This is a genomic window from Synechococcus sp. N26, from assembly GCF_900473975.1.
GTDB lineage: Bacteria > Cyanobacteriota > Cyanobacteriia > PCC-6307 > Cyanobiaceae > Parasynechococcus.
This window is the reverse complement of the sequence record NZ_UCNM01000002.1, coordinates 88,585-112,392: the sequence shown is the minus strand read 5'-3', so window position 1 is coordinate 112,392 and position 23,808 is coordinate 88,585. Positions and strand designations below refer to the sequence as shown.

Below are 23,808 nucleotides of genomic sequence, written 5' to 3'. Positions count from 1 at the left end.
CTGTCATGGTTGCCGCCGCATCGTCGTCTTCTGCAGCGTCTGCACCGCGCAGTGGGGAGGAGATCCGTGAGGCCTTTCTCAACTTCTATGCCGAGCGCGGCCACAAGCGGATGGCCAGCGCCTCATTGATTCCCGAAGACCCAACGGTGCTGCTCACCATTGCGGGAATGCTGCCGTTCAAGCCGGTTTTTCTGGGCCAGCAGGAGCGACCCGCGCCCCGGGCCACCAGTTCGCAGAAGTGCATCCGCACCAACGACATCGAGAACGTGGGGCGCACGGCCCGGCATCACACCTTTTTCGAGATGCTCGGCAACTTCTCGTTTGGGGATTACTTCAAGCAGCAGGCGATTGAGTGGGCCTGGGAGCTCAGCACCGGCGTTTACGGCATCGACCCCAAGAACCTGGTGGTGAGCGTCTTCCGGGAAGACGACGAAGCCGAGCAGATCTGGCGCGATGTGGTGGGGGTGAACCCCAAGCGGATCATCCGCATGGATGAGGCCGACAACTTCTGGGCCTCCGGCCCCACCGGCCCCTGTGGCCCCTGCTCGGAGATCTATTACGACTTCAAACCCGAGCTCGGGGATGAGGGCATCGATCTCGAGGACGACGACCGTTTCATCGAGTTCTACAACTTGGTGTTCATGCAGTACAACCGCGACGCGGAGGGCACCCTCACGCCGTTGGCCAACCGCAACATCGACACCGGCATGGGCCTTGAGCGGATGGCTCAGATCCTGCAGAAGGTTCCCAACAACTACGAAACCGATCTGATCTTTCCGCTGATCCAAGCGGCCGCGGATCTGGCGGGGGTCGACTACCACCAGCTCAACGACAAGGGCAAGACGTCCTTGAAGGTGATCGGCGACCACAGCCGTGCGGTGACACAGCTGATCTGCGATGGCGTCACCGCCAGCAACCTGGGCCGCGGCTACATCCTGCGGCGTCTGCTGCGCCGGGTGGTGCGCCATGGCCGCCTGCTTGGCATCGACAAACCCTTCCTCGTCACCATGGGAGAGGCGGCGATTGCCCTGCTGAAGGGGGCCCACCCCAGCGTGATCGAGCGCCAGGAGGTGATCCTGGCCGAGCTCCAGCGGGAGGAAGCCCGCTTCCTTGAGACTCTTGAGCGCGGCGAGAAGTTGCTGGCGGAGGTGCTGGCCTCCAAGCCCACCCAGATCAGCGGTGCCCAGGCCTTTGAGCTGTACGACACCTATGGCTTCCCGCTGGAGCTCACCCAGGAGATCGCTGAGGAGCAGGGCCTGGCAGTTGACCTCGATGGCTTCGAGGCGGCGATGGAGGAACAGCGCCAGCGGGCCAAGGCGGCCGCGGTGAGCATCGATCTCACTCTGCAGGATGCGATCGACCAGGTGGTGGCGGATCAGGCGGCCACCTGTTTCGAGGGCTATGAAGCCCTCGATCACGCCTCCTGTGTGCAGGCGTTGGTGGTGAACGGTGAACCAGCCAGCACCGCCAAGGCGGGCGATGAGGTTCAGGTGGTGCTCGACACCACGCCGTTCTATGGAGAAGGCGGCGGTCAGGTGGGTGATCGCGGCGTGCTTGCGGGCAGCGATCTGATTGTTCGGATTGACTCGGTGAGCCGCAGCCGCGATGTCTTCGTCCATGCAGGGCGGGTGGAACGCGGCGAGCTCGCCTTGGGCGACACCGTGAAGGCCCAGGTGGACCGTGCTTGCCGGCGTCGGGCCCAGGCGAATCACACCGCCACCCACCTGCTGCAGGCAGCGCTTAAGCAGGTGGTGGATCCAGGCATCGGCCAGGCCGGATCACTGGTGGATTTCGATCGCCTGCGTTTCGACTTCCACTGCCCTGCGGCGGTGACGGCGGATCAGTTGCAGCAGGTTGAAACCCTGATCAACGGTTGGATCAACGAGGCCCATGCGCTGCAGGTGCAGGAGATGGCGATCGATCAGGCCAAGGCGGCCGGTGCCGTGGCGATGTTCGGTGAGAAGTACGCCGATGTGGTGCGGGTGGTCGACGTCCCCGGTGTGTCGATGGAGCTCTGCGGCGGCACCCACGTGGCCAACACCGCTGAGATCGGCCTGTTCAAGATCGTGGCGGAAAGTGGCGTCGCCGCCGGTATCCGCCGGATTGAAGCCGTCGCTGGTCCCGCTGTGCTCGCGTATCTGAACGAGCGCGATGCAGTGGTGAAGCAGCTGGGGGATCGCTTCAAGGCGCAGCCGGCCGAGATCGTGGATCGTGTGGCGGCCCTTCAGGAAGAGCTCAAGGCCACCGGCAAGGCGCTGGCCGCGGCTCAGGCGGAACTGGCGGTGGCGAAAGCCGGCGCTCTGGCCGCTAAGGCCGAGGCCGTGGGCGACTTCCAACTGCTGGTGGAACGCCTCGACGGCGTGGATGGCGCTGGTTTGCAGGGTGCAGCCCAGAGCCTGGCGGATCAGCTGGGGGATGGTGCGGCCGTGGTGATCGGCGGTCTGCCGGATCCTGGCGACATGGGCAAGGTGATCCTGGTGGCGGCCTTCGGCAAGCAGGTGATCGCAGCCAAGCTCCAGGCCGGCAAGTTCATCGGCGGCATTGCCAAACAGTGCGGCGGTGGCGGCGGTGGACGCCCGAACCTGGCCCAGGCCGGGGGACGCGATGGTGCTGCCCTCCCTGCTGCTCTTGAGTTCGCTCGCTCCGAGCTGGCGGCAGCGTTGGCTTAGTCCTGAAGGTAGGTGGTCTGTCGCAGGCTGCTTTCGAGGTGATCCAGCAGCCGGCGTGACTCGTCGATGCGCAGCTGGCCGTTGTTGATGGCCGCTTCCGCCGCCACCCGCAACCGCTCCAGCAAGGCACGGGGGTCGTGCTCCATGGCCTCCAGCACATCGGCATTGGTGTCACCCCGCACGACGTGGTCAATGCGATAGCTACCGCCTGGGCTCAGACGGATGTGAACGGCGTTGGTGGTGCCAAACAGGTTGTGCAGATTGCCCATCACCTCCTGATATGCACCGCTTAGGAACAGTCCGATCAGATAGGGGTTGTTGCTGTCGAGTTCGTGAAGCTCCAGCAGCTGTTTGGGTTGTCCATCTCCGATGAAGCGATCCAGACGACCATCGGAATCACAGGTGAGATCGGCGAGGTTGGCCAGTCGCGTCGGCCGTTGATCCAGTTGCTGGATGGGCACCACTGGAAACAGCTGGTCGATGGCCCAGGTGTCGGGTGCTGAGCGGAAGATCGACAGGTTGGCGTAATACGTTCTCGCCAAAGCCTTGTTCAGAGCTGCGAGCTCTTCTGGGATGGCTTGATCCTTGGGCAGTCGCTGCGCAATCGCATCAGCACAGGCCCACGTCAGTTGTTCAGCGGTGGAGCGGTCGGGCAGCCCCATGTACCCGAGCCGGAATGCGGCCAGCGCATCCTGCTTGAACTTCAAGGCGTCGTTCCAGGCTTCCTGCAGACGCACCAATTGCGCATCCGCCGTCGCCGACAACTCCTGAATCGTGGCGAGGGTGTCCCGCAGGTTGCGAACGGTGAGTGGTTCATCTCCGCTGGCCTTGGGAACCGATGCCGGCAGTGCGCTGCTGCCCAGCACGTCGAACACCAGCAGGGAGAAATGACTGGCAATGGCGCGGCCGCTTTCGCTCACCAGCGTGGGTACGGCCACACCATTGGGTTCGCAGCATTCCCGCACCGTGGCCACAACGTCGTTGGCGTAGTTCTGCAGCGAGTAGTTCGTGGATGCTGCTGATGCGGTGCGGCTGCCGTCGTAGTCGATTCCGAGTCCACCACCCACATCCAGGAACCCCATCGGAGCCCCCAGTCGGGTGAGCTCCACATAGATCTGCCCCGCCTCCTGGAGGGCGTCTTTGAGCACGGCGATGTCGTTGATCTGGCTGCCGATGTGGAAGTGCAGCAGGCGCAGATCGGGGAGCAGGTTGTTCTCCCGTAGCCGCTCCACTGTGGCCAGCAACTCGGGAATCGAAAGGCCGAATTTGGCCTTGTCGCCGACGGAGCTGCCCCAACGCCCCGTGCTGCGGCTGGAGAGCTTGGCCCTCACACCGATGTAGGGCGCTGCTCCCAGGCTTTTGCTGGCTTCGATAATCCGGTCGACTTCGTCCGGCTGTTCAATCACCACCACCGGTTGCCGTCCAAGACGTCGCGCCAGGATCGCTGTCTCGATGTAGAGCCGATCCTTGTAGCCGTTGCAGATCAACAACGCCTCGGGGTCGTCCAGCAGCGAGAGGGCGATCAGCAGTTCCGCTTTGCTGCCCGCTTCCAGCCCGAAGTTCCAGCGTTTGCCGCAGCTCACCAACTCTTCCACCACGTGGCGTTGCTGGTTGCACTTCACCGGGAAGACACCCTGGTACCGGCCGGGGTAGCTGTACTGCGCTATGGCGCGTTCAAAGGCGGCGTGGAGCCGCTCCAAACGGTCTTCGAGGATGTCGTCGAAGCGAATCAGCAGCGGCAGCGCCAGGTTGCGGCTTTTCAGCTCCGACACCAGATCCACCAGATCCAGGCTGCCGCCGCGATCCCCTTGGGGTTGAACTCTGATGTGGCCGCGCCCATTGATGGAGAAATACGGATCGCCCCAGCGGTCGAGGCCGTACAGCGCAGCACTGTCCTGAATCGACCAGTGTTCGCTGTCTGACACCTGCGTCTGCTTGAAGTGGATGGCCGGAATCTAGGGACATTCCCTGCGCTGCCCAAGGCCTGTGCTTGCCAAGCGGGGTGGCCAGCACTGACGATGGCGGCGCTTTTTATTCACACCAATCCATGGCCGAACGCACGTTCATCGCCATCAAGCCCGACGGCGTCCAGCGCGGCCTGGTGGGCGAGATCCTCGGCCGCTTTGAGCGCAAGGGCTTCAAGCTGGTGGGTCTGAAGCAGACCACTCCCAGCCGCGCCCTGGCTGAACAGCACTACGGCGTCCACAAGGAGCGTCCCTTCTTTGCTGGTCTGGTCGATTTCATCACCTCCGGCCCCGTGGTGGCCATGGTCTGGGAAGGCGATGGTGTGATCGCCAGTGCCCGCAAGCTGATCGGTGCCACCAAGCCCCTCGAGGCTGAGCCCGGCACCATTCGTGGCGATCTGGCCGTCAACATCGGCCGCAACGTCATCCACGGTTCCGATGCTGCGGAAACCGCTGCTTTCGAGATCGGCCTCTGGTTTGAAGCCTCTGAGCTGAACGACTGGTCTCCTTCCGATCAGGAGTGGCGCGTCGAAGCCTGATCGCTCAGTTTTCGAACCGGTTCCAGCGGAATGCCCCCAACAACGCTTCTTCGGCGGCGTTGGGGGCTTTTTTCATGACGCCGCTGGCCGTGAGCTCAGCCGTGATGGCGGCAAGCAGAACGCCATTGCGGTGATGCCCACAGGCCAGCCATAAACCGGGTAGCGGACCAGGGCCGAGCAAGGGGCCTTCATCGGGCGTGCAGGGCCGGAACCCCCACCAACGCTCCATCGGGGGCCATGTGGCCGCTGTTGGCAGCAGGCTGGCGATGCCCGCTTGCAGTTGTTTCTGGCCATCGGGCGTGAGCCCTTCGGCAAATCCGGCGTCCCGTTCGCTGGTGGCCCCCACCACGATCAATCCGTCTTCGCGTGGAACCAGATAGGTGCCGGGGCCGAAGATCACTCGCTTCAGTGCCTCCCGCGGACCCTGCAGCGACAGCATCTGCCCTTTCACCGGGAACACGGGCAGTTGCGGCACCAGTTGTTGGCTCCAGGCGCCACTGCAGAGCACCGCTTGCTGGCAGCGCAGTTGTTGCTGTTCTCCTTCGGCGCTTCGCAGATGGATGCCGCAGAGCTGTCCGGCGGACTCCCGCTCCAGATCAAGCACTTCGGCCCCTTCCATGAACTGGACGCCCAGGGACACGCAGGCCCGCTCCAGGGCCCGCATCAACTGCCTGCGGTTGTCGATCTGGCCGTCCTGCTCGAACAGCAGCCCGGTGCTCCACTCCGGCCCCAAGCCTGGGACTTCCCGCTCAAGGCCGGTGCGGTCCAGGGTTTGCCCAAGGCTGGCGGTGGGGTAGGCGTCCCGCTCGGTCGCTGTTCGGAACGGCACCACGATGCCGCTGGTGCGCAGGCCGCAGCTCAGGCCGCTGTCCGCCTCGATCTGCGCCACCCAGCGGGGGATTAGCGCGAGGCTGGCTTGACCCAGCTCCAACAGGTTGCCGCTCAAGCCTTCGGCATGGGGCGCCAGCATCCCTGCAGCAACAAAGCCTGCCGCTTCGCTGCGGCGGCGGCTGATCACGGTCACGCTCTGATCGCGACGGGCCAGCTGATGGGCAACGGCTAAGCCCATCAGTCCCCCGCCCAAAACACAGACGGCTGAGGCAGAGGCGGCAGTCATGCGCAAGAAAGGCCCTTGCTGGTCATGGTGTCAGGAGAGGGCTTCATCCTGATTCCATAGGATCCCGGAATCTGCTTCACATCACGGGCGCATGGCCGACGCAGCAACCCAACCGGCCTGGGAGGCCGTGATCGGTCTCGAGACCCACGTGCAGCTGGGAACGGACAGCAAAATTTTCACGGCAGCGTCCACCACCTTTGGTGATGACCCCAACACCCACATCGACCCTGTGGTGTGCGGTCTGCCCGGCACATTGCCGGTGCTGAACCAGAAGGTGCTCGAGTACGCCGTGAAGGCAGCGATGGCGCTGAACCTCAACATCGCCGAACACAGCAAGTTCGACCGCAAGCAGTACTTCTATCCAGATCTGCCGAAGAACTACCAGATCTCCCAGTACGACCAGCCGATCGCCGAGGAGGGCTGGATCGAGGTGGAAGTGGCGGAGAAGGGAAAGGACACCTATCTCAAGAAAATCGGCATCGAACGACTGCACATGGAGGAGGACGCCGGCAAGTTGGTGCATGCCGGCAGTGACCGCCTGGCGGGTTCCACCCATTCGCTCGTGGACTACAACCGGGCCGGTGTGGCCTTGGCGGAAATCGTCAGTAAACCGGACCTGCGCACCGGCCGTGAAGCGGCGGAGTACGCCTCGGAGATCCGCCGGATCATGCGGTATCTGGGGGTGAGTGACGGCAACATGCAGGAGGGATCCCTGCGTTGCGACGTCAACATCTCCGTGCGACGGGGGCCGGCAGCGCCCTTCGGCACGAAGGTGGAGATCAAGAACATGAACTCGTTCTCGGCCATCCAAAAGGCCTGCGAGTACGAGATCAAGCGTCAGATCAAGGCCTACGAAACCGGTGAGCCGATCGTTCAGGAGACACGCCTCTGGGATGAGGGCAAGCAGCTCACCAAGAGCATGCGCAGCAAGGAAGGCGCCAGCGATTACCGCTACTTCCCGGATCCCGACCTCGGCCCGATTGAGGTGAGCGCGGATCAGCGGGAGTCCTGGCGCGCTGAATTGCCTGAGCTTCCGGCTGCCAAGCGGCATCGCTATGCCGATGATCTGGGCCTCTCCCAGTACGACGCGCGGGTGCTCACCGATGAGCGGCCGATGGCCGACTATTTCGAGGCCGTGGTGGGTGCCGGCGCTGACGCCAAGCTTGCGGCGAACTGGATCACCGGCGACATCGCCGCCCATGTGAACAGCAATCGGCTCAGCTATGCCGAACTGCCCTTCCGGCCTGAGCAGTTGGCCGAGATGGTCCAACTGATCGATGGCGGCAAGATCAGCGGCAAGATCGCCAAGGAGATCCTTCCGGAGCTGCTTGAGAAAGGCGGCTCACCCAAGGCGATCGTCGACGAGCGCGGCCTCGGCATGATTAGCGATCCGGCGGCGATCGAAGCCATCGTTGATGAGCTGTTGGGGGCCCACCCCGATGAGGTGGAGGCCTTCCGTGGCGGCAAGACCAAGCTGCAGGGCTTCTTCGTCGGACAGTTGATGAAGAAGACCGGTGGCAAGGCGGATCCAAAGCTCGCCAACCAGATTCTGAGCAAGAAGCTCAAGGGTTGATGAGCGGAGCGGCAGCCATTCCCGACGCTTGGAAGGAGTGGCTGCTGCAGAACCTGGATCGCGGCTGTGATCCTGAAGGCTTGATGCAGCGGGCTCTCGACCAGGGGTTTGCGCAAGAGGCGATTGCGGCAGTTCTCGATTCGTCGTCCCTTGGGCTTACAACCACGAACCCACCATCGCCCGATTGGCTCGCCTGGTTCGAGTCCCCCCTCACCCGGCCAGAGCATCGGCCTCGCGCCTGGCGGTTGGATACGTCGCTGGCCCAGGTCTATGAGCTGCCAGGGCTGCTCAGCTACGAGGAATGTGAGCAGGTGATCGACGCCATCAACGCGTCACTACAGCCGTCAACGGTGACCCGCGGCAGCAGCGATTACCGCACCAGTCGCACCTGTCATTTGCGCCAAAACCATCCCCAGCTGGCGGCGAGCCTTGATCAGCGCTTTGCGGCCTTGTTCGGCGTGGATCCGCGGCTCTCGGAACCGATTCAGGGGCAGCGCTACGACCCCGGCGAATACTTCAAGGAGCACACGGATTGGTTTACGCCGGGGACGGAGGAATACGCCACCCACACCGACAGTGGCGGGCAACGCACGTGGACGGTGATGGTTTATCTCAACCCTGTGAAGCGGGGTGGAGAGACGTTGTTCCGCCGCTTGGGGCGCTCGTTCACGCCCGTGCCTGGAATGGCATTGGCCTGGAACAACCTCCAGGCCGATGGCACTCCCAACCCCTTCACGCTGCATGAGGCCTTACCGGTGCAGGCGGGCCACAAATGGGTGATCACCAAATGGTTCCGTGCCGACTTCGGGAGGAATGGTTAACAGGGATCTGCTGGCAGCGTTGTGTTGAGTAGACCCAAGGCTTGGGCCTGCCATGCGCCGGGTTGGCCTCGATTGGCAAGAACGTGATCTGCCAAGCCACGTTTCCGGCTCAGGGGCCATTGGGCGGCAATGCGGGCTTGAGCAGCGTCAGGGCTCAGCCCGTCCCGCGCGATCAAGCGTTCGAGTTGCTGGGATGCATCGCAATCGACCAGCCAGATTTCGCTGCAGATCGACTCCAGCCCCGCTTCGAACAACAGCGGAATCATCAGCACAACGGCTGGTGCCTTGGCATGGAGGCTGAGTGCTTGGTCGAAGCGCTCCCGCACGATCGGGTGAACCAGTTGCTCGAGCCACCGCCGTTCCGCGGGGTCATGGAACACGATCCGACCCAAGGCAGCGCGGTCGACGGCTGCGCCCCCTTCAGCCTGGACGCCAGCGCCGTACCGCTGGATCACGCTGGTCGTGGCCGGGCGACCGGGTGCGAGGGCCTCTCGGGAGAATTGATCCGCATCCAACACCGGCAGACCTTGCTGCGCCAACCAATGGCCCACGCTGCTCTTGCCGCTTGCAATCCCGCCCGTGAGTCCGATGCGTCGTTGCGAGAACGGCTCGCCAGGCGCCATGGTGTCGGAGCAGGATGCACCCAGTGTCTCGCGGCGGATCAGCGGTGGCGATGGCTTCTTCTTGGCAACCGATCCAGGGTGGTGTGACGGCACCGAATGGGTTCCAGGCCGCTGGCATCGTTGCCGGTCTCAAGCCCTCGGGTAAGCCTGATCTGGCGCTGGTGTTGGCACCGGAGACGGCCGTTTGTGCGGGCACCTTCACCACCTCCGTGGTGCGGGCGGCCTGTGTTGACCTCTGCCGTGATCGCCTCGTCAGTACTGCCGGCCAGGCCCGTGCCGTGTTGATCAACTCCGGTCAGGCCAATGCCTGCACCGGCGATCGCGGTCTGGTCGACAGTCAGCGCGCCACCCAGGTGCTGGCAGATCAGCTTGGCGTCGATGCGGAGTCGGTGTTGATCTGCTCCACCGGCGTGATTGGTGTGCCGATTCCGATGACCACCCTTCTGGCCGGGTTGGCTCCTTTGGTGGAGGCCTTGGATGACGCGGGGGGTGATGCTGCGGCCAACGCCATTCTCACCACCGATCTGGTGGACAAGCAGGTGGCGCTTGAACACGAACTGGAGGGGCGCCGGGTGCGCATCGGAGGGATGGCCAAAGGCTCGGGAATGATTCATCCCAACATGGCCACGATGCTCGGCTTCTTCAGTTGTGATGCCGGCGTCGATGCAGGCGTTTGGCAGGAGATGGTGCGACGTGCGGTGCAGCGTTCCTTCAACGCCATCACCGTGGATGGAGACACCAGCACCAACGACACCGTGCTGGCCTTCGCGGCAGGCCCACCGCTGGCCCAACAGCACCATGCCGTTCTGGAACAGGGCCTCACCCAGGCCATGCAACAGCTGGCTCAGGCCATTGCCCGGGATGGCGAAGGGGCGACCTGTCTGATCGAAGTGCAGGTGGAGGGTGCGGTTGACGAGGCAGCGGCGTTGCAGGTGGCGCGCACGGTCTGTGGTTCGTCCCTGGTGAAGACCGCAGTCCATGGCCGGGATCCGAACTGGGGGCGGATCGTGGCGGCCGCGGGTCGCTCTGGTGTGTCCTTCGATCCGGATGCGGTTGCTCTTTGGATTGGTCCCCATCAATTGATGGCGGCCGGTCAACCCGTGGCCTTTGATCGCGCTGCAGCCAGCAACGTTCTGCGGCAGGAGCATGTTCCGATTCGCCTCGGCCTGGGGCATGGTTCCGGCTCTGGTCAGGCCTGGGGATGTGACCTGTCGGATCAGTACGTGCGCATCAACGCCGACTACACCACTTAATCAAAAAATGTAGTTATATCAGTAGTTTTAGTGGATGCATTGCTAGTGGTCACACTGTGGTCACAGTTGACTCGCAACGTAAATCCGGATATTCTTGATTCATCAGGCGAGGGAAAAGTGTTACTCACTTCCCTTGTTGGTGATCAATAAACTGATCTAAAACCCTATCGGTGAGAGAACACCGAGAACAAACATATTCACGCTATTTTTCTAAAAAATGTCTAAGAAATCTTTTGAGGAATGGTTGTCCGAATGTCCCACTTCTTGGAATATGGAATACCACGAAGATTTTGACAAAATGTGCTACTTCTTTCGTGAGAAAAATGAAGATGAGAAGACCTTTTTTGAGGCGTTTGACTGCTGAGTAATCGATAGTCGATAAACCGACTTAAAACCCTATCCGCCTCATTGTTTTGGGGCGGATTTTTTTGAGAAAATAGATTCGTTGTATCGTTTCGTCTTTAGGTGCGTTGTAGGTTAGGTTCCCTATCCGTTTTTATATACAAAAAAGCACCCCCCAGGCAGAAGGAAGGTGCTAGTCCGAAAGAAGAGAGCAAAGTCAAAAACTTGCGTGAAACAATCATAATAAGCAGAAGTATTTATTCGCCTCTAAAAACTTGACGCTGAATCTGTTGACTTGCATTCATCAGGTGGGGTTCTGACCGAACGAATGCCTTGTGGTCCAGGCATTCCTTGATTGCCTCAACGGCACCAGCACTATCACCAGTGGCGATTTGGTCCATGGCATCCATGGCGAACTGCCTGCTGGTTCGGGCGTATCGCTGCTTCTTCACGTCCAGCACCTCTTTGTCCTTCAGCGCCTTGTGCGCTCTGGTCTGTGCCCGCTGTGCTTTCAGTTCCTGGAGTCGCTGCGTCAGTTCATCCAGGCGACCCTTCACGCGGTCCAGTGCCTCTCGCACCTGGGCGTCCCTGTCCTGGAAGTAGTGGGAGGGAGTTCTGGCATCGCTCACTGGAGGTTCCTCCACTTCTTCGGTGAAGCCACCAGGTCCTGCAACTTGCGCTCCCTCTTCTCCTTGGCGGTCAACTTGTCCTTGCGGCTTGCCTTCTTCAGTGCCTCACGTTGCTTCTGGCGCTTCTCCGCACCGGACTTAAACCCTTCTGCCTCAGCAATCGCGTTGTAAGCCCAATAGGCATCAAGCCTGAACTGATCCCAGCTTTTCATCGCCCCGTCCCCCGCAATAGGGATTTGTGGAGGTCTGACACCAGTTCGTTGGCGACGACGCCTTGTGAGGGCACATGACCACCGCTGAAGACGCCTGCGTTCAGGTTCTGAAGGTTCGCCTGTCTCTGGTATTTCCTCACTGCCGTATGGGGCACCACAGGGATTCCCTCTGGTGGAGTCCCGTAGATGGGACCTGACCATTGCGGCGTCAGTTGACCGGTGAAGTTCCGACCCAGACGGACTGACCAGAAGTAGTTGGGGTTGTCATCTGCCAGCACCGCAACGATGTCCCCCTCCTTCAGTGCCTGGTGACTATCTCTTCGTTCTTCTGGTCTGACTGCTGGCACGTCCTTCGCTGCCATAGAGACCTGATCCAGCGTTCTGAGATATGAGTCCATTTATCAAAGTCCTCTTTTCTTAAACTCTTGTTCGATTAGTGCCTTAGCAACATCGTTCGCATTTCTAACTTTCATCGGCTTGACTAGTGACCGTGCCATCTCATAGGTGATTGGCGGCACCTGAAGATTCTTCATTTTTGACTCAAATAAAATGTAGTGTTGACTGCTGCCTTCGGTTGTGCATCTCACGGATTGCCATTTTGTGCAGAGACGAGCGGTCACAACCAATCTCACGCATCATTTGATATTCGATAGGGACTAGAACTGGTGCTTCAGCGTCCTTATAGGTGACCTTAAACTGCTTTGAGTTTGGCTTCATCATGGGTTCTATTCTGGTTAAATCCTGGTGATATTGATTTGGTGGTGTTTTTAAATCAAATTTGGTGGATTGACTTTTAACGGTAGCTTTCAGTCTTAGATAGAAAACTCAGGCTTATTTCTAATAAGGCTTCTCATTAGAAACTGCTTCGCAGTTTGATCGCTACGCGATCGTTTCTTTAGTTATTTATTCTTTTACTCTACCAGAAGGCATGGTTGTCCTTATCAAACCCTACAAAGTAGTTAGGATTTTGGTGATTTTCAGGTGCTTATTTGGTTAGCATTCTGTAACACAAGATCTTTAAGTATACACTGGCTCTGAACCTCTACAAAGCTATTCTATTGAGTTATAGATACTCTGTCAAGTTGACTAGCTTGCATCAACTTGATATAATAATCAAAGAAAAGAGAAGATAATGGTTTCTTATAATGCCCAGTATTTGCAGGCAGTTATCCAGTATTTGAGCGCCTTAGAAGAAGAGAAGTTGGAAGTCGAAGAGGTCAACGGAAAGCAGGCATATCGCTTTAAGTGCCCCTTTTGCTCTCAATACACCAAGAGTCCCAAGTGCAAGAAGAACAAGCATGGAAGCCTGATCCGCACTGGCGAGAACTCCTGGATCTACTCCTGCAAAAGGGGCTGGAGCAATGAATGTCGTGGTGGAGCCAGGTCTTTTCACAACTTCCTGGCGATGCTCCACCCAGGGATCTTCAGGGACTATCTGCGGAGCCTGAATCAGGGATAGAAACTTCGCTTGTTCTCACTTGGTAATCACGTCGCTACCTTGTGAGTAACCCCATTGGGAGAAATGGCAGAAGAAAGCATTTTCGATCCCGTTGAGAAGCTAACCGATCCTTACGTATTGGTTACCAAGCAATATCAGCGAAAGATTAACTGTGATTCTCCCACAACCCTTACCTGGCTGTTTTCTATAGTCGCTCCCTTTGTATTTGCTTTCATCTATAAGGACCTCTGGCAGATCATAAAACTCATTTATATCCCATTATCTATTTTCTCAGCTGGGTTTTTCTTTAACTTTCTCGTAGGACCGCTTGTAGTAAGCACATTCTCATGGCGATTAGTCGCTCTCGGCGCTTGGGTATTAACGTTTGCTCCCCTTGTAGCAATCGCCGTCTATCTGCCTGACCCAATATGGTTTCAGGTGATAATACCTTTCACCTATTTGATGTTTTGGGTTGCCAATAGATGGATTCCTCGAAAGGAGAAAGAAGATTGGCGTATTTTTTGCGAGAACAACAACTGCACAAAAGAAGAGGCAATGGAGATTGTTAATGCAAAACTTGAGGAAAAGAGAAATGCTGAGCAGAACTAGTTCCTGCTTTATTCAGAGACAGAGATGATCTACATGGTGCACTTATAAACGTCTTTATATCTTCTGAAACCAGTTTCTCTGCGAAGCATTGAGCAATCACCCACAAGGTGAAATATGTATGAAAAGTCGCCAGCGCTCATTGCACGGAAGCATCTTTCAGAACCAGAGATATATTTATATTCACTTTGTCTATCCCACGAACGATAACTCTTCTGAAACTCTGTGCCTTTGCATCCCAAATAATCATACAAAGCGCGTTGCTCTTTGGAGGGATTTTTGGGTGTCAATGAATAGCCATAGTTCTGACCTTTAAATTCAGGGGCATCGCCAAGATCCTTTTCCTTCTTACCCCATTGGTATGCAGCTGAGCTGTTATCGCCAGTCTCTGGTGGCTTTGGCGGCTTGATCTTGGATATATTTTCTACGCTTTCTTGTATGCCTGAAGCAATCTCATTAAATCCCCATGAGTTCTTTTGGGACGAAATACGTTTGCATACGCTATCGTTAACCTTAACGTATCCTGTCGGGCAGTAATAATTGCGTGTAGGGTTGTCAAAGCAAAACCCGTCAATACATGACCTCCCCGACTGGAGAGAACCTGGTAGCGTACCTACAATATGTGCAGCCTCAGGTTCATTTAAATCACACCCGCTACTAACAATTCCGAGAGAGCAAATTAAAGCAAAATTTAATGCACGCTTCATGTCAATATCTGAAAGCTGGATTAATGCTACAGCGGTTCTGACGCCTGGCATAAAATGACTCTTCCTCTCCTCCTTTCTCTTCGCGGAGAAAGTGATATGCCTGCTTACGGGTAGAGATTGGATACTGCTTATCTGTTTGCTTTACTCTCCTGCCATCCCCTCAGTCGCCCGCCAGCACTTCGTTGACTCGGTCTTCCAGTGTTCTGTCCTCATCCGCAGGAGCCAGTGCATCACCAGCCGCTCTCAGCAAGTCAGCAGTTATCTGCCTTGCCTCTTGGTTGGTGAAGAGGAGGAACCCAAGACCGACGCCTAAAAGGATTTTCAGCACGACGCCAACTCCTGTTGCTGAATAATCCGACGAACCATCCCGGTGCTCATACCCATGGCTTTAGAGATGGTGCCGTAGCCATCACCCTTGGATCTCATCTCCATCACCAATGCAGCCTGTTGTGGGGTGTAAGCACGCTTCCGACCGAACTTCACTCCACGGCTGCGAGCAACAGCTCTTCCTTCACTGGTGCGGCGTTTGAGGTGCTTCAGCTCCATTTCGGCGGCATAGCCCATAACGCCAACGATCAACTTCACCAGCTCCTTATCCATGGCTGTGGTGTCGAGGCGACCATCCAGGGTTTTGATCGCCACATCACGCTCCAGTAGCTGGTTCACCTCCACCAGCATTTCGACCATTGATCTGCCAAGCCTGCTGAGTTCATCCAGCACCAGCAGGTCACCAGCTCTCAATCCATCCAGGCACCGAGACAGTTGGTCTCTGTCTCCATATGAGCTGGTGCCCGTGATCTTGTCGCCATAAAGGCGCTCACAACCAGCCGCATTCAGAGCCTTGATCTGACGCTCCTCGTCCTGGACATCAGTGCTGCATCTCCAGTAGCCCCAGATCGCCATGACGGTGTGCCGAAAAACTGATGAATCTATTTTGGTTTCGGCAGGGTGTTTCGTCAGGGCAAGAGCCCAGTAATGAAGCTCTCTTTAGCCATCTGACGGAGTTTATGCATTTCGGCACCCCCCTAAGAGTCTTCCGTTTTCGCGCTTGACCAAACCCCGCCATCCGCGACTAAAACAGATGTACTACTCATGGAGGGTTCATGGCAGAGGGTTGGTTGATCGACGCCAACGACCATTGGGTATGGCGATTCCACCGCGACAACTCAGCGTGGGTCCGAGATCCCAAGGTCTTTATCGACCGAGGGCGTCAGATGCCCGAAGGACCACCACTGCTGAAGGAGCGTCGGTATCTGAGGAAGGACGCCGCAGAACAGTTGTGGAAGTCACTTCAGACCCAGGGTTGGAAGAAGACAAGACCGCTGTGGGGTGCGACTGCCGAACCCTGAAGCAGTAGTTCCGCTCATGCCCTGGTGCTCCGACCCGCCTTAGACCAGGGATGAGGTCAGAGACCGCTGAAGCAGTAACCAGGTCTCAACGACCTTTAGGGGGGTACCGCTTGCCCCCCTTCTCAATGCTTACGGGGGACCGAACCATGAACGGTCCTCACCACCTCTTCTGACGGTTCTCCTACTCCTCACAGGAGAACACCAGGAGGAGGGTGATGGGGCGTCAAACGAGGGGACGTGGAGACCTCTGAGGTGTGGGCACCTCGGGGGTCTTTTTTGTTATTCGCTTTTTTTTAGTTCTGCCATCAAGGTTTCTTCTACATCCTCTGTATATGGGATGCGTATAAGTCTTATGCCGTTGTCTTTGCACCATTGCTCTTTTATTCCATCTCTTCGTAGTACGTCATCAAATTTTGCATCCATTTCTTCCTCTGTCATTGCCCCGGTAAAGTTTACTGGCATGAAATGTTGCTGACCGTCGAACTCAATGGCAGTTCGCATTGCAGGAATATAAAAGTCAAACCGGAGTTTTCCCTTGTCGATGCAATCATGATCAGTCCACTGAAAGACGTAATCAATTTGGTTTAGTTGTAGGTATTGCTGAACTCTTGTCTCGCCTTTTGTGGCAGAACATTGTGGACATCCTTGCTCCCTGTGAATGTGCAGTGTTGCATGGATATGAAATACACCATGCTCTTTGCAGATGATTGGTATTTTCCCGAACGTATCGGAGATCATATTTCTAGAGTCGATGTCATATCCGATTTTGCTGTAATCAAACTGGTTCCCGTGGACTGCTTTCGCTTGCTTGATGAATTCATCAATCGTTTTGGTTCTCCAGGAAGAGATCCTGTCGTTGCCGCATTGTTCACAACCGTGTCCCGCGTAGGCGTGCATTCCGGCGCTTTGCTCAAACCATCCGTGTTTGCTGCACTTGATGCGGACTTTCCCCTTCGACGTTGTGTATGAGGATTTGTCGTATGTGTAAGCGTTGTCATGAGTCTGGTCCGCAATGATTTTCCACTGATCGAATGACATTCTTCTCGCAAGACCTATTTCAGATCGCCCGCACATCTCGCATCCTCTTCCTCTTATGTGGTCATATGCCATTTGCTCGAATTCTCCGTGAATCGGGCACTCTGCAACAATAGTATTGTTTGTTGTTGTAAAAATAGTCCTGGAATAGTCATATTTTCCATTGTGCACTTTTGTGCATTCGAGTATGAACGACTCTTGCGTCCATATTTTTCCATTCCTTATGATTGGTATGCCTCTCTTTTTTCTTCCGGTCTCTCTTACGACTTCGAGACCGCATTGGGGGCATCCGTTTCCATTCAGGTGAGAGTTTGGTTTTTGCTCAAAATCACCATGTTCTTTGCAGGTAATAATAATCTTTGTATGCGCTCCTTTGTAGTCTGATTTGTTGTAATCATATCTATCTCCGTGCACTCTTATCGCATCTTGGATGAACTGATTTTTTGTTTTTACGCTTTTTTTTGATGCTTCCGATGCTTTCTTTCTTCTTATGATATCGCCGCATGTGGGGCACCCTTGGGGTTTTGTTTCGCCTCTATTCTTTCTAATACTTGTATGAAACGTGGGCGCAAGTCTGAATTCACCATGTTCCGGGCAGATGATAGTGACCTTTGTTTTTGAGTCTATGTATTCGACTTTTGAGTAATCATATTTTTCGCCGTGCATTTGCAGCGCTTTGCCCAGAAAGTCTTCTTTTGTCTGTTTTTTGGGCATATCTGTCAGGTCCCCTTGATGTACGGATCTCTCATCCAGTCAGTGCTCAACGCACCTTTGAGTACCCGTTTCCTTCCAGTGGATAGGGCGTCGGTCGCTCTCTTGGCGTCGTAGTGGAAGTAATGCTCCTGCACGTACTGGATTGAGGTATCGCAGTTGTTGCAGACGGTGGCGATCGGGACGCCACGTTCCAGGGCAAAGGTGATCCAGGTGTGGCGGAACGAATACCAGGTCAGGGTTTTCCCTGAGTCCACGTCGATCTTCCGGCAGTTGTTGCTGTCGTCGTCGGACCAGGTGGCAAGACCTGACTCCACCAGCATTTCCTTGAGTCCGTCTCCCCAGATTCGATTGCTCAAGGGTGCTTCGGTCTTTTGGTTGGTGAACAGGAGATCGCTTTCTTTCTTCGGGCGGGTTATGCGACGTAGATGCTCCAGGTGCCGAACCACTGGTGCTGAGACCTCATACCAGCGTCCGGTTTTTGTGTTTTCAGGCGGCACCTCAATCAGGCACCACACCTTCTGTTCCTCAGCAGAAAGGGTCTTGTTTGCGGAGACGTGACTCCAGCGCATCTTTCTGAGCGATCCAATGCGGATTCCTGACTCCATAGAGATCCGCATTGCCAGGTAGAGCATGAGGCGGTGGTCCTGCTGCTGCTTTGCCCGGTCCGACTGCCTGGTGCCCTTCCCCTTGCTCACCCCGAAAAGGGAGTTCCTGGTAATGGGTCTGTTGCTGTCCTTCCCTTTGTTCGGACCCTTGGTGATCTTGTGGAATCCCAGTGGTTCTCCTTCTTTGGAAAACCGGGTCAGTCCTTCCGTCCAGTAGAGGCGAGCGGTCTTCTCCAGTTGGATCCACTCCTCAGCAGTGAAGGCGGATCGCCTGAAGGATTGGTCCTTAGGGACCTTTGCGGTTGGTATTTCTGGCAGTTGGTCTCGGGTGATGAATCCCTGCGCCAGTGCCACTTCCCGGAACATCCGGCGGATCGTTGAGAACTCACCGTTCAGAGTTGTGGGTCTTGGCAGCACCCTTCCTGCCTTGTCCACTGCATTGGTGGTCTCCTGTCTCCACTGTTGATAGGTGTCCAGGTATGAGCGGCGGAAGAGGTGGACTTGCTTTGCGCTTCCGCATCCCCCCTTGCGAGTGCAGAAGTTCAGGAAGTGCTTGGTCTGGTTCCGGATCAGGCGGAAGCGTCCGTCAGTGATTCCCTCGTGAGGAGTCCTGCTGATCCTTCGCTTCTCCCTCTCCAGGAAGCGATCCACCATCTCCCCAATGGTTAGGACGTTTACCGCTTCTCCTCTGTCTGCTCTCGTCTTGAGGTCAATGAACCGGATCAGCGCCAGTTCCAGTGCTTCATCCAGTCCGTCCTGAGTTGGTAGCGGGTATCTGCCGTTCGCGTGTTTCAGGACGAACCGGTGCCTTTGCTTCGTCTCTGGGTTGTGGAAGTGCAACCACCACTTCCCACCTCTTTGACCATTGCGGAAGACGTAGGCGTTGTTCGACTTGCCGCCCTGCAAATCCACCCGATCCAGGATTTTTGTTCTGGCGGGAGTCGTGGGCATTTGGTGGCAGTTTGGTCACACCAATCGCCGTGAACACTGGGTTCCTGGCGATGGTCACAGAACGGTCACACGCATTCTATGCCCTGTAAACCCTGTTGAGCACTCAAAAGTGGGGATAAGTGAGTATCAACGCCGACTACACCACCTAAAGCTTCTGTTCTGAATCCCTGTCACAATCCGAGTCTCCGTCAGACCCATCCTTGGACCATCCCAGCTCCCCTGACGCTCCCGTTGAGGCCAAGGCACGTTTCTGGGTGGGGCCCCTGGTGGCTGGTTGTTGTTTCGCCCTTGGTTACGGCATCACCGAGCGGGTGCTGACGCGGCAGACCAATGCTGAGGACCCTGTTCCTGAGGCTTTCACACCGCTCGCGTTTCCAGGGGATTCCCTGCAGGAGATTCGGGTTCGGTTCAGTGACGACGATTCATCCCTGCAAGTGGATGTCACAGCCCTAGAAGCTGCCGAGGCTGCAAGCCGACCGGCCAAGCCAGCGGTCAAGGAGACGCCCAAACCCCCTGTGGCCCTGCAGACGCCCGAACCCCCTGTCTGGACGGCCCCCGCCTGGTCGGACCCCCAAGCCATTTCCCCGGAGGTTGAGGAAGACGACAGACCCGCCTCCTCATCAGCCCAGGAGCCTGAGCTCGAGCTCGATGACAGCAATGCCGATTCCCTGGCGCTTCCTGGGGAGTCCATCGAGGTGATGCCTGCTGTGGTTGTTCCAGGCGGTGATTCACCGGTGCTGGTGGCTGAGCCGGAACCTGTTGTGCTGCCTCCTGGCGCGGAAGCCTTTTTCGAAGTCATTGAGCCCGTGACTCCGCCTCAGCCCTGATCTCCGGTTGGATCTGCCACAGTTGAAGCTGTCTGCAATCGGTCCATGGGCTCGTCGGAGGCCTTGATTCGCGCCACGGTGAACCGCATCAATGCGCGCCTTGGTCACGGCTTTGCAGACGCTGCAGCGGAGTTGGCGGTGCTGGCGCAAGACGCCCCGCAACGGTTGCGCCAGGAATGGGATCTGTTTCAAGACGAGGTACGTGCCGAAGCGGAACGGATTGAACGGGGTGATCACGTCACGGTGAGCACAGATGGGGCGTCGGCCTCGGAATCGTCGGACAACCCACAGGCGGTGATCGATCGTCTTCGGGCCACGGTGGCTGATCTGAGCCAAGCGATCGAGGCACGCCCCTGATGCTCGGCCTGCTGCGAGCGCTCCGCATCTGGCGCGCTGTCCTGACGCTGCTGCTGCTGCTTTGGTGGGATGGCCAGTCCTGGACCTACCGCGGCGGTGTCACCGTCGAGCGTCGTGCCCGCCGTCAGCAACAGCGAGCCCGTTGGTTGACGTCTGAGTTGCTGTCTCTGGGCTCCGCCTTCATCAAGCTGGGGCAACTGCTCTCCGCCCGCCCAGACATCCTCCCCGCGGGCTGGGTGGCCGAGCTGGCAGCGCTGCAAGACAGCGTTCCGGCCTTCAGTTTTGATCAGGTGCAGATCGTGCTCGAGCGAGAGCTGGGGCCGCGCTGTGCCGAGGTGATCGATCTGGATCCCGAACCCCTGGGTGCAGCCTCGCTGGCCCAGGTGCATCGCGCCAGCCTGCGCAGTGGCCGGCAGGTGGTGCTCAAGGTGCAGCGCCCTGGGCTCGATCGCCTGTTTCGCCTTGATCTGGAGGTGATGCAGCAGGTGGCAGCTGTGCTGCAACGCAATCCCAGTTGGGGGCGTGGTCGGGATTGGCCGGCGATGGCACGGGAATGTCGACGTGTGCTGCTGCGTGAGCTCGATTTCCGCGTTGAGGCGCAGTACGCCGCTCGTTTTCGTCAGCAATTTCTGGATGACGAACGCATCAGAATCCCCGGTGTGGTCTGGGAGTTGAGCACGCGCCGTGTGCTGTGCCTCGACTACCTGCCCGGTATCAAGGTCAACGACCGTGAGGCGTTGCTCGAAGCCGGCGTTGATCCGGCCGCGGTGGCTGAGGTGGGTGCAGCCAGTTATCTCAAGCAGTTGGTGAGGTTTGGTTTCTTCCATGCCGACCCCCATCCCGGCAACCTCGCCGTGGCGAGTGATGGAGCGCTCATCTACTACGACTTCGGGATGATGGGGCTGTTGTCAGACGGCTTGCGTCGACGTCTCGGGGCCATGGTCCGGGCTGCTGCTGCGAGGGATTCAGCGGCATTGGTGGAGGAGATGCAGGCGGCTGGTGTGATCTCCGGTGGCATTGATGTTGGTCCGGTGCGCCGTCTCGTGCGGCTGATGCTGCAGGAGGCTCTCACCCCACCCTTCACGGCCAACGTGATCGACAAACTCTCCGGCGATCTCTACGACCTGGTCTATGGCCAGCCCTTTCGTCTGCCGGTTGAGCTGATCTTTGTGATGCGGGCGTTGTCCACCTTCGAGGGTGTTGGCCGCAGCCTTGATCCCGCTTTTAGCTTGGTGGCGATCGCCAAGCCTTATCTACTTCCACTCATGACCTCCAGCGGCTCCGGCAGCAACGATCTGTTCAACGAACTCGGCCGTCAGGTCGGGGCCCTCAGCAGCCGCGCTGCGGCCTTCCCGCGGCGCTTGGATGAAAGCCTGGAACGCTTGGAGCAGGGGGATCTTCAGCTCCAGGTGCGGCTGGGCGAATCGGATCGTCAGTTCCGTCGGATGGCCCTGGCCCAGCAATCGATCGGCCAATCTGTGTTGCTTGGATGCCTGGCTTTGGCCACCGCGATTGTGGGTGCCAGTGCCCGCCCGCTCTGGTCGCTTCTTCCGGCTGCTGCTGCTTTGCCTGTGGGCTTGGGCTGGTTCCGAATGCAGGTCAAGATTCGTCGTGATCAACGGTTGGAACAGTTGCCCGGTTCCAACCGTTGAACGTTCGTCGGGGGCCTGGGATCAGGCCTTGCCGCGGGGGCCCTGGCCAACAGCACCGGCGTAGACGGCCTGGCTGCCCAGCTCGTCTTCGATGCGAAGCAGCTGGTTGTACTTAGCGACCCGCTCGCTGCGGCTGAGGGAGCCGGTCTTGATCTGTCCGGCGCGGGTGGCGACGGAGAGGTCGGCGATGGTGGTGTCTTCGGTTTCGCCACTGCGGTGGCTGATCACGCTGGTGTAGCCGGAGCGGCCTGCCAGGTCGATGGCCTGGAGGGTTTCGGTGAGCGAACCGATCTGGTTCACCTTGATCAGGATTGAGTTGGCCGTGGTGCTGTCGATGCCCTGTTGAAGCCGCTTGGTGTTGGTCACGAACAAGTCGTCACCCACCAGCTGCACCTTGCCGCCGAGGCGCTCGGTCAGCAGCTTCCAGCCATCCCAGTCGTCTTCGGCCAGGCCGTCTTCGATCGAAACGATCGGGAATTTCTCCACCAGTTGCTCGAGTTGGCCCACCATCTCGGCGCTGGTGTAGCTGCCGCCATCGAAGGCATAACGGCCGTTCTCGAAGAATTCGGTGCTGGCCACGTCCAGGGCAAGGGAGATCTGTTCGCCGGGCTTGTAGCCGGCCTTGCTGATCGCTTCCACCAGGATTTCGCCGGCTTCCACATTGCCCAGATCCGGCGCGAAGCCGCCTTCGTCGCCCACGGCGGTGCTCATGCCCTTGTCGCTGAGCAGTTTCTTGAGCGTGTGGAACACCTCGGTGCCCATCCGCAGGGCTTCGCGGAAGCTCGGAGCGCCGTGGGGCACCAGCATGAATTCCTGGAAGTCCAGGCTGTTGGCGGCATGGGCGCCACCGTTGATCACGTTCATCAACGGCACCGGCAGCAGGTTGGCCATCGGGCCGCCGAGGTAGCGGTAGAGGGGAATCCCCAGCCCATTGGCAGCAGCGCGGGCGGTGGCCATGCTCACCGCCAGGATTGCGTTGGCTCCCAGGTTGGATTTGTTGTCGCTTCCGTCCAGCTCCAGCATCGCGGCATCCACAGCCGCCTGATCCAAGGCGGAAAGGCCGCAGAGGGCCGGTGCGATCCGCTCTTCGATGTGGTTGACGGCCTGGCCCACACCCTTGCCCATGTAGCGGTCGCCGCCGTCACGCAGTTCGTGGGCTTCGTGGGCACCGGTGCTGGCACCACTGGGAACGATGGCCCGTCCCATGGCACCTCCTTCAAGCAGAACCTCGGCTTCAACCGTGGGGTTGCCGCGGGAATCGAGCACCTCTCGGGCCACGATGGTGTCGATGACGAGGTCGAGGGAATCGATCACGTTGGGACGGACGCTTAACCCGGGGATCTTATGGGTCGCCCCTCTCTCTCGTGTTGTGACGTGTCATACCTGGCCAGAATGACGGCAGGTTCACGCTGCACGACGCTCACCCATGCGGATGCTTCACACCATGCTCCGGGTCGCTGATCTTGAGCGGTCTCTGGGCTTCTACACCGAGGTCCTGGGCATGCAGCTTCTGCGTCGAAAGGATTACCCCAGCGGCCGCTTCACCTTGGCGTTTGTTGGCTATGGGTCGGAGAGCGACCACACGGTCCTGGAACTCACCCACAACTGGGACACCGACAGCTACACCCTGGGTGATGCCTACGGCCACATCGCGCTGGGGGTGGAGGACATCCACAGCACCTGCGCCGGCATTGCCGACAAGGGTGGTCGTGTGGTGCGGGAACCTGGTCCGATGAAGCACGGCACCACCGTCATCGCCTTTGTTGAGGATCCGGATGGCTACAAGGTGGAATTGATCGAGATGTCCTCCAAAGCCCACGCCTGA

The 23,808-nt window shown here is 58.2% G+C and carries 23 protein-coding genes; 11 read left to right on the top strand and 12 right to left on the bottom strand.

Annotation, left to right across the window (positions count from 1 at the left end; genetic code table 11):
- Positions 1–5: 5 nt before the first annotated feature.
- Complete coding sequence (gene alaS / locus DXY33_RS00610; protein ID WP_115131314.1) at positions 6–2,669, top strand: alanine--tRNA ligase; 2,664 nt, start codon at positions 6–8, stop codon at positions 2,667–2,669.
- Here the strand turns inward: alaS and speA are convergent.
- The gene (gene speA / locus DXY33_RS00605) at positions 2,666–4,594 is read right to left on the bottom strand and encodes a biosynthetic arginine decarboxylase (RefSeq protein ID WP_115131313.1); all 1,929 of its coding nucleotides are present in this window, start codon (positions 4,592–4,594) and stop codon (positions 2,666–2,668) included. The two genes, alaS and speA, sit on opposite strands and share 4 nt — an antisense overlap.
- Before the next feature lie 122 nt (positions 4,595–4,716).
- Between speA and ndk the strand changes: the two genes are divergently transcribed.
- Positions 4,717–5,172 (top strand): nucleoside-diphosphate kinase, encoded by a 456-nt coding sequence (gene ndk, locus DXY33_RS00600; RefSeq protein ID WP_115131312.1) that lies wholly within the window; start codon positions 4,717–4,719, stop codon positions 5,170–5,172.
- A 4-nt stretch (positions 5,173–5,176) separates the two neighbouring features.
- Here ndk and thiO read toward each other — a convergent pair whose 3' ends face one another.
- A complete protein-coding gene (gene thiO / locus DXY33_RS00595; protein WP_115131311.1) occupies positions 5,177–6,289 on the bottom strand; it encodes a glycine oxidase ThiO in 1,113 nt (370 codons plus the stop codon).
- A gap of 91 nt (positions 6,290–6,380) precedes the next feature.
- Here thiO and gatB point away from each other — a divergent pair, with 91 nt between their 5' ends.
- Both gatB and DXY33_RS00585 read left to right on the top strand, forming a co-directional pair.
- The gene (gene gatB, locus DXY33_RS00590; RefSeq protein WP_115131310.1) at positions 6,381–7,862 is read left to right on the top strand and encodes an Asp-tRNA(Asn)/Glu-tRNA(Gln) amidotransferase subunit GatB; all 1,482 of its coding nucleotides are present in this window, start codon (positions 6,381–6,383) and stop codon (positions 7,860–7,862) included.
- Positions 7,862–8,683, top strand: coding sequence for a 2OG-Fe(II) oxygenase (locus DXY33_RS00585; RefSeq protein WP_115131309.1), 822 nt, complete (start codon positions 7,862–7,864; stop codon positions 8,681–8,683). The genes gatB and DXY33_RS00585 overlap by 1 nt, the downstream gene beginning before the upstream one ends.
- On the opposite strand, the gene coaE is transcribed toward DXY33_RS00585, so the two are convergent.
- Positions 8,680–9,306, bottom strand: a complete 627-nt coding sequence (gene coaE, locus DXY33_RS00580; RefSeq protein WP_115131308.1) for a dephospho-CoA kinase — start codon at positions 9,304–9,306, stop codon at positions 8,680–8,682. The genes DXY33_RS00585 and coaE overlap by 4 nt on opposite strands.
- A 50-nt stretch (positions 9,307–9,356) precedes the next feature.
- Here coaE and argJ point away from each other — a divergent pair, with 50 nt between their 5' ends.
- Entirely contained in the window at positions 9,357–10,559 is a 1,203-nt protein-coding gene (gene argJ, locus DXY33_RS00575) for a bifunctional glutamate N-acetyltransferase/amino-acid acetyltransferase ArgJ (RefSeq protein WP_115131307.1), read from the top strand.
- A gap of 599 nt (positions 10,560–11,158) precedes the next feature.
- Here the strand turns inward: argJ and DXY33_RS00570 are convergent.
- From DXY33_RS00570 to DXY33_RS00560, 3 genes are read right to left on the bottom strand one after another with little or no spacing between them, the layout of a single operon-like run.
- The gene (locus tag DXY33_RS00570; RefSeq protein ID WP_170950886.1) at positions 11,159–11,479 is read right to left on the bottom strand and encodes a hypothetical protein; all 321 of its coding nucleotides are present in this window, start codon (positions 11,477–11,479) and stop codon (positions 11,159–11,161) included.
- A gap of 47 nt (positions 11,480–11,526) precedes the next feature.
- On the bottom strand, positions 11,527–11,742 hold the full coding sequence (locus DXY33_RS00565) for a hypothetical protein (protein WP_115131305.1): 216 nt from the start codon (positions 11,740–11,742) through the stop codon (positions 11,527–11,529).
- A complete protein-coding gene (locus DXY33_RS00560; protein WP_170950885.1) occupies positions 11,739–12,089 on the bottom strand; it encodes a hypothetical protein in 351 nt (116 codons plus the stop codon). Before DXY33_RS00560 ends, DXY33_RS00565 begins: the two co-directional genes overlap by 4 nt.
- Before the next feature lie 1,175 nt (positions 12,090–13,264).
- Here DXY33_RS00560 and DXY33_RS00550 point away from each other — a divergent pair.
- A complete protein-coding gene (locus tag DXY33_RS00550) occupies positions 13,265–13,789 on the top strand; it encodes a hypothetical protein (protein WP_115131302.1) in 525 nt (174 codons plus the stop codon).
- Between the two features lie 29 nt (positions 13,790–13,818).
- Here DXY33_RS00550 and DXY33_RS11900 read toward each other — a convergent pair whose 3' ends face one another.
- The 3 genes from DXY33_RS11900 to DXY33_RS00545 all read right to left on the bottom strand — a co-directional run bounded on the left by DXY33_RS11900 (position 13,819) and on the right by DXY33_RS00545 (position 15,396).
- Complete coding sequence (locus DXY33_RS11900) at positions 13,819–14,493, bottom strand: hypothetical protein (protein WP_136975402.1); 675 nt, start codon at positions 14,491–14,493, stop codon at positions 13,819–13,821.
- A gap of 160 nt (positions 14,494–14,653) precedes the next feature.
- Entirely contained in the window at positions 14,654–14,821 is a 168-nt protein-coding gene (locus DXY33_RS12110) for a hypothetical protein (protein WP_170950884.1), read from the bottom strand.
- Positions 14,815–15,396 carry a recombinase family protein gene (locus DXY33_RS00545; RefSeq protein WP_115131301.1) on the bottom strand — a complete coding sequence of 194 codons (582 nt, stop codon included), beginning with the start codon at positions 15,394–15,396 and terminating at the stop codon, positions 14,815–14,817. The genes DXY33_RS12110 and DXY33_RS00545 overlap by 7 nt, the downstream gene beginning before the upstream one ends.
- Before the next feature lie 200 nt (positions 15,397–15,596).
- On the opposite strand from DXY33_RS00545, the gene DXY33_RS00540 reads away from it, so the two are divergent.
- Positions 15,597–15,842: a DUF1651 domain-containing protein gene (locus DXY33_RS00540; RefSeq protein WP_115131300.1), complete on the top strand. Its 246-nt coding sequence runs from the start codon at positions 15,597–15,599 to the stop codon at positions 15,840–15,842.
- 279 nt (positions 15,843–16,121) lie between these two features.
- Here DXY33_RS00540 and DXY33_RS11895 read toward each other — a convergent pair whose 3' ends face one another.
- On the bottom strand, positions 16,122–17,591 hold the full coding sequence (locus DXY33_RS11895; RefSeq protein WP_136975401.1) for a hypothetical protein: 1,470 nt from the start codon (positions 17,589–17,591) through the stop codon (positions 16,122–16,124).
- A gap of 5 nt (positions 17,592–17,596) precedes the next feature.
- Positions 17,597–19,147: a site-specific integrase gene (locus tag DXY33_RS00530; RefSeq protein ID WP_115131298.1), complete on the bottom strand. Its 1,551-nt coding sequence runs from the start codon at positions 19,145–19,147 to the stop codon at positions 17,597–17,599.
- A gap of 200 nt (positions 19,148–19,347) precedes the next feature.
- On the opposite strand from DXY33_RS00530, the gene DXY33_RS00525 reads away from it, so the two are divergent.
- Genes DXY33_RS00525 through DXY33_RS00515 form a run of 3 tightly spaced genes read left to right on the top strand, consistent with a single transcriptional unit; the run spans position 19,348 to position 21,983 of the window.
- Entirely contained in the window at positions 19,348–19,974 is a 627-nt protein-coding gene (locus DXY33_RS00525) for a hypothetical protein (RefSeq protein WP_115131297.1), read from the top strand.
- Positions 19,975–20,019: 45 nt separating this feature from the next.
- Positions 20,020–20,331, top strand: coding sequence for a hypothetical protein (locus DXY33_RS00520; protein ID WP_115131296.1), 312 nt, complete (start codon positions 20,020–20,022; stop codon positions 20,329–20,331).
- A complete protein-coding gene (locus DXY33_RS00515; protein ID WP_115131295.1) occupies positions 20,331–21,983 on the top strand; it encodes an AarF/ABC1/UbiB kinase family protein in 1,653 nt (550 codons plus the stop codon). The genes DXY33_RS00520 and DXY33_RS00515 overlap by 1 nt, the downstream gene beginning before the upstream one ends.
- Positions 21,984–22,004: 21 nt before the next feature.
- Here DXY33_RS00515 and eno read toward each other — a convergent pair whose 3' ends face one another.
- Positions 22,005–23,297 carry a phosphopyruvate hydratase gene (gene eno, locus DXY33_RS00510; RefSeq protein ID WP_115131294.1) on the bottom strand — a complete coding sequence of 431 codons (1,293 nt, stop codon included), beginning with the start codon at positions 23,295–23,297 and terminating at the stop codon, positions 22,005–22,007.
- A 112-nt stretch (positions 23,298–23,409) separates the two neighbouring features.
- On the opposite strand from eno, the gene gloA reads away from it, so the two are divergent.
- Entirely contained in the window at positions 23,410–23,808 is a 399-nt protein-coding gene (gene gloA, locus DXY33_RS00505) for a lactoylglutathione lyase (RefSeq protein ID WP_115081257.1), read from the top strand.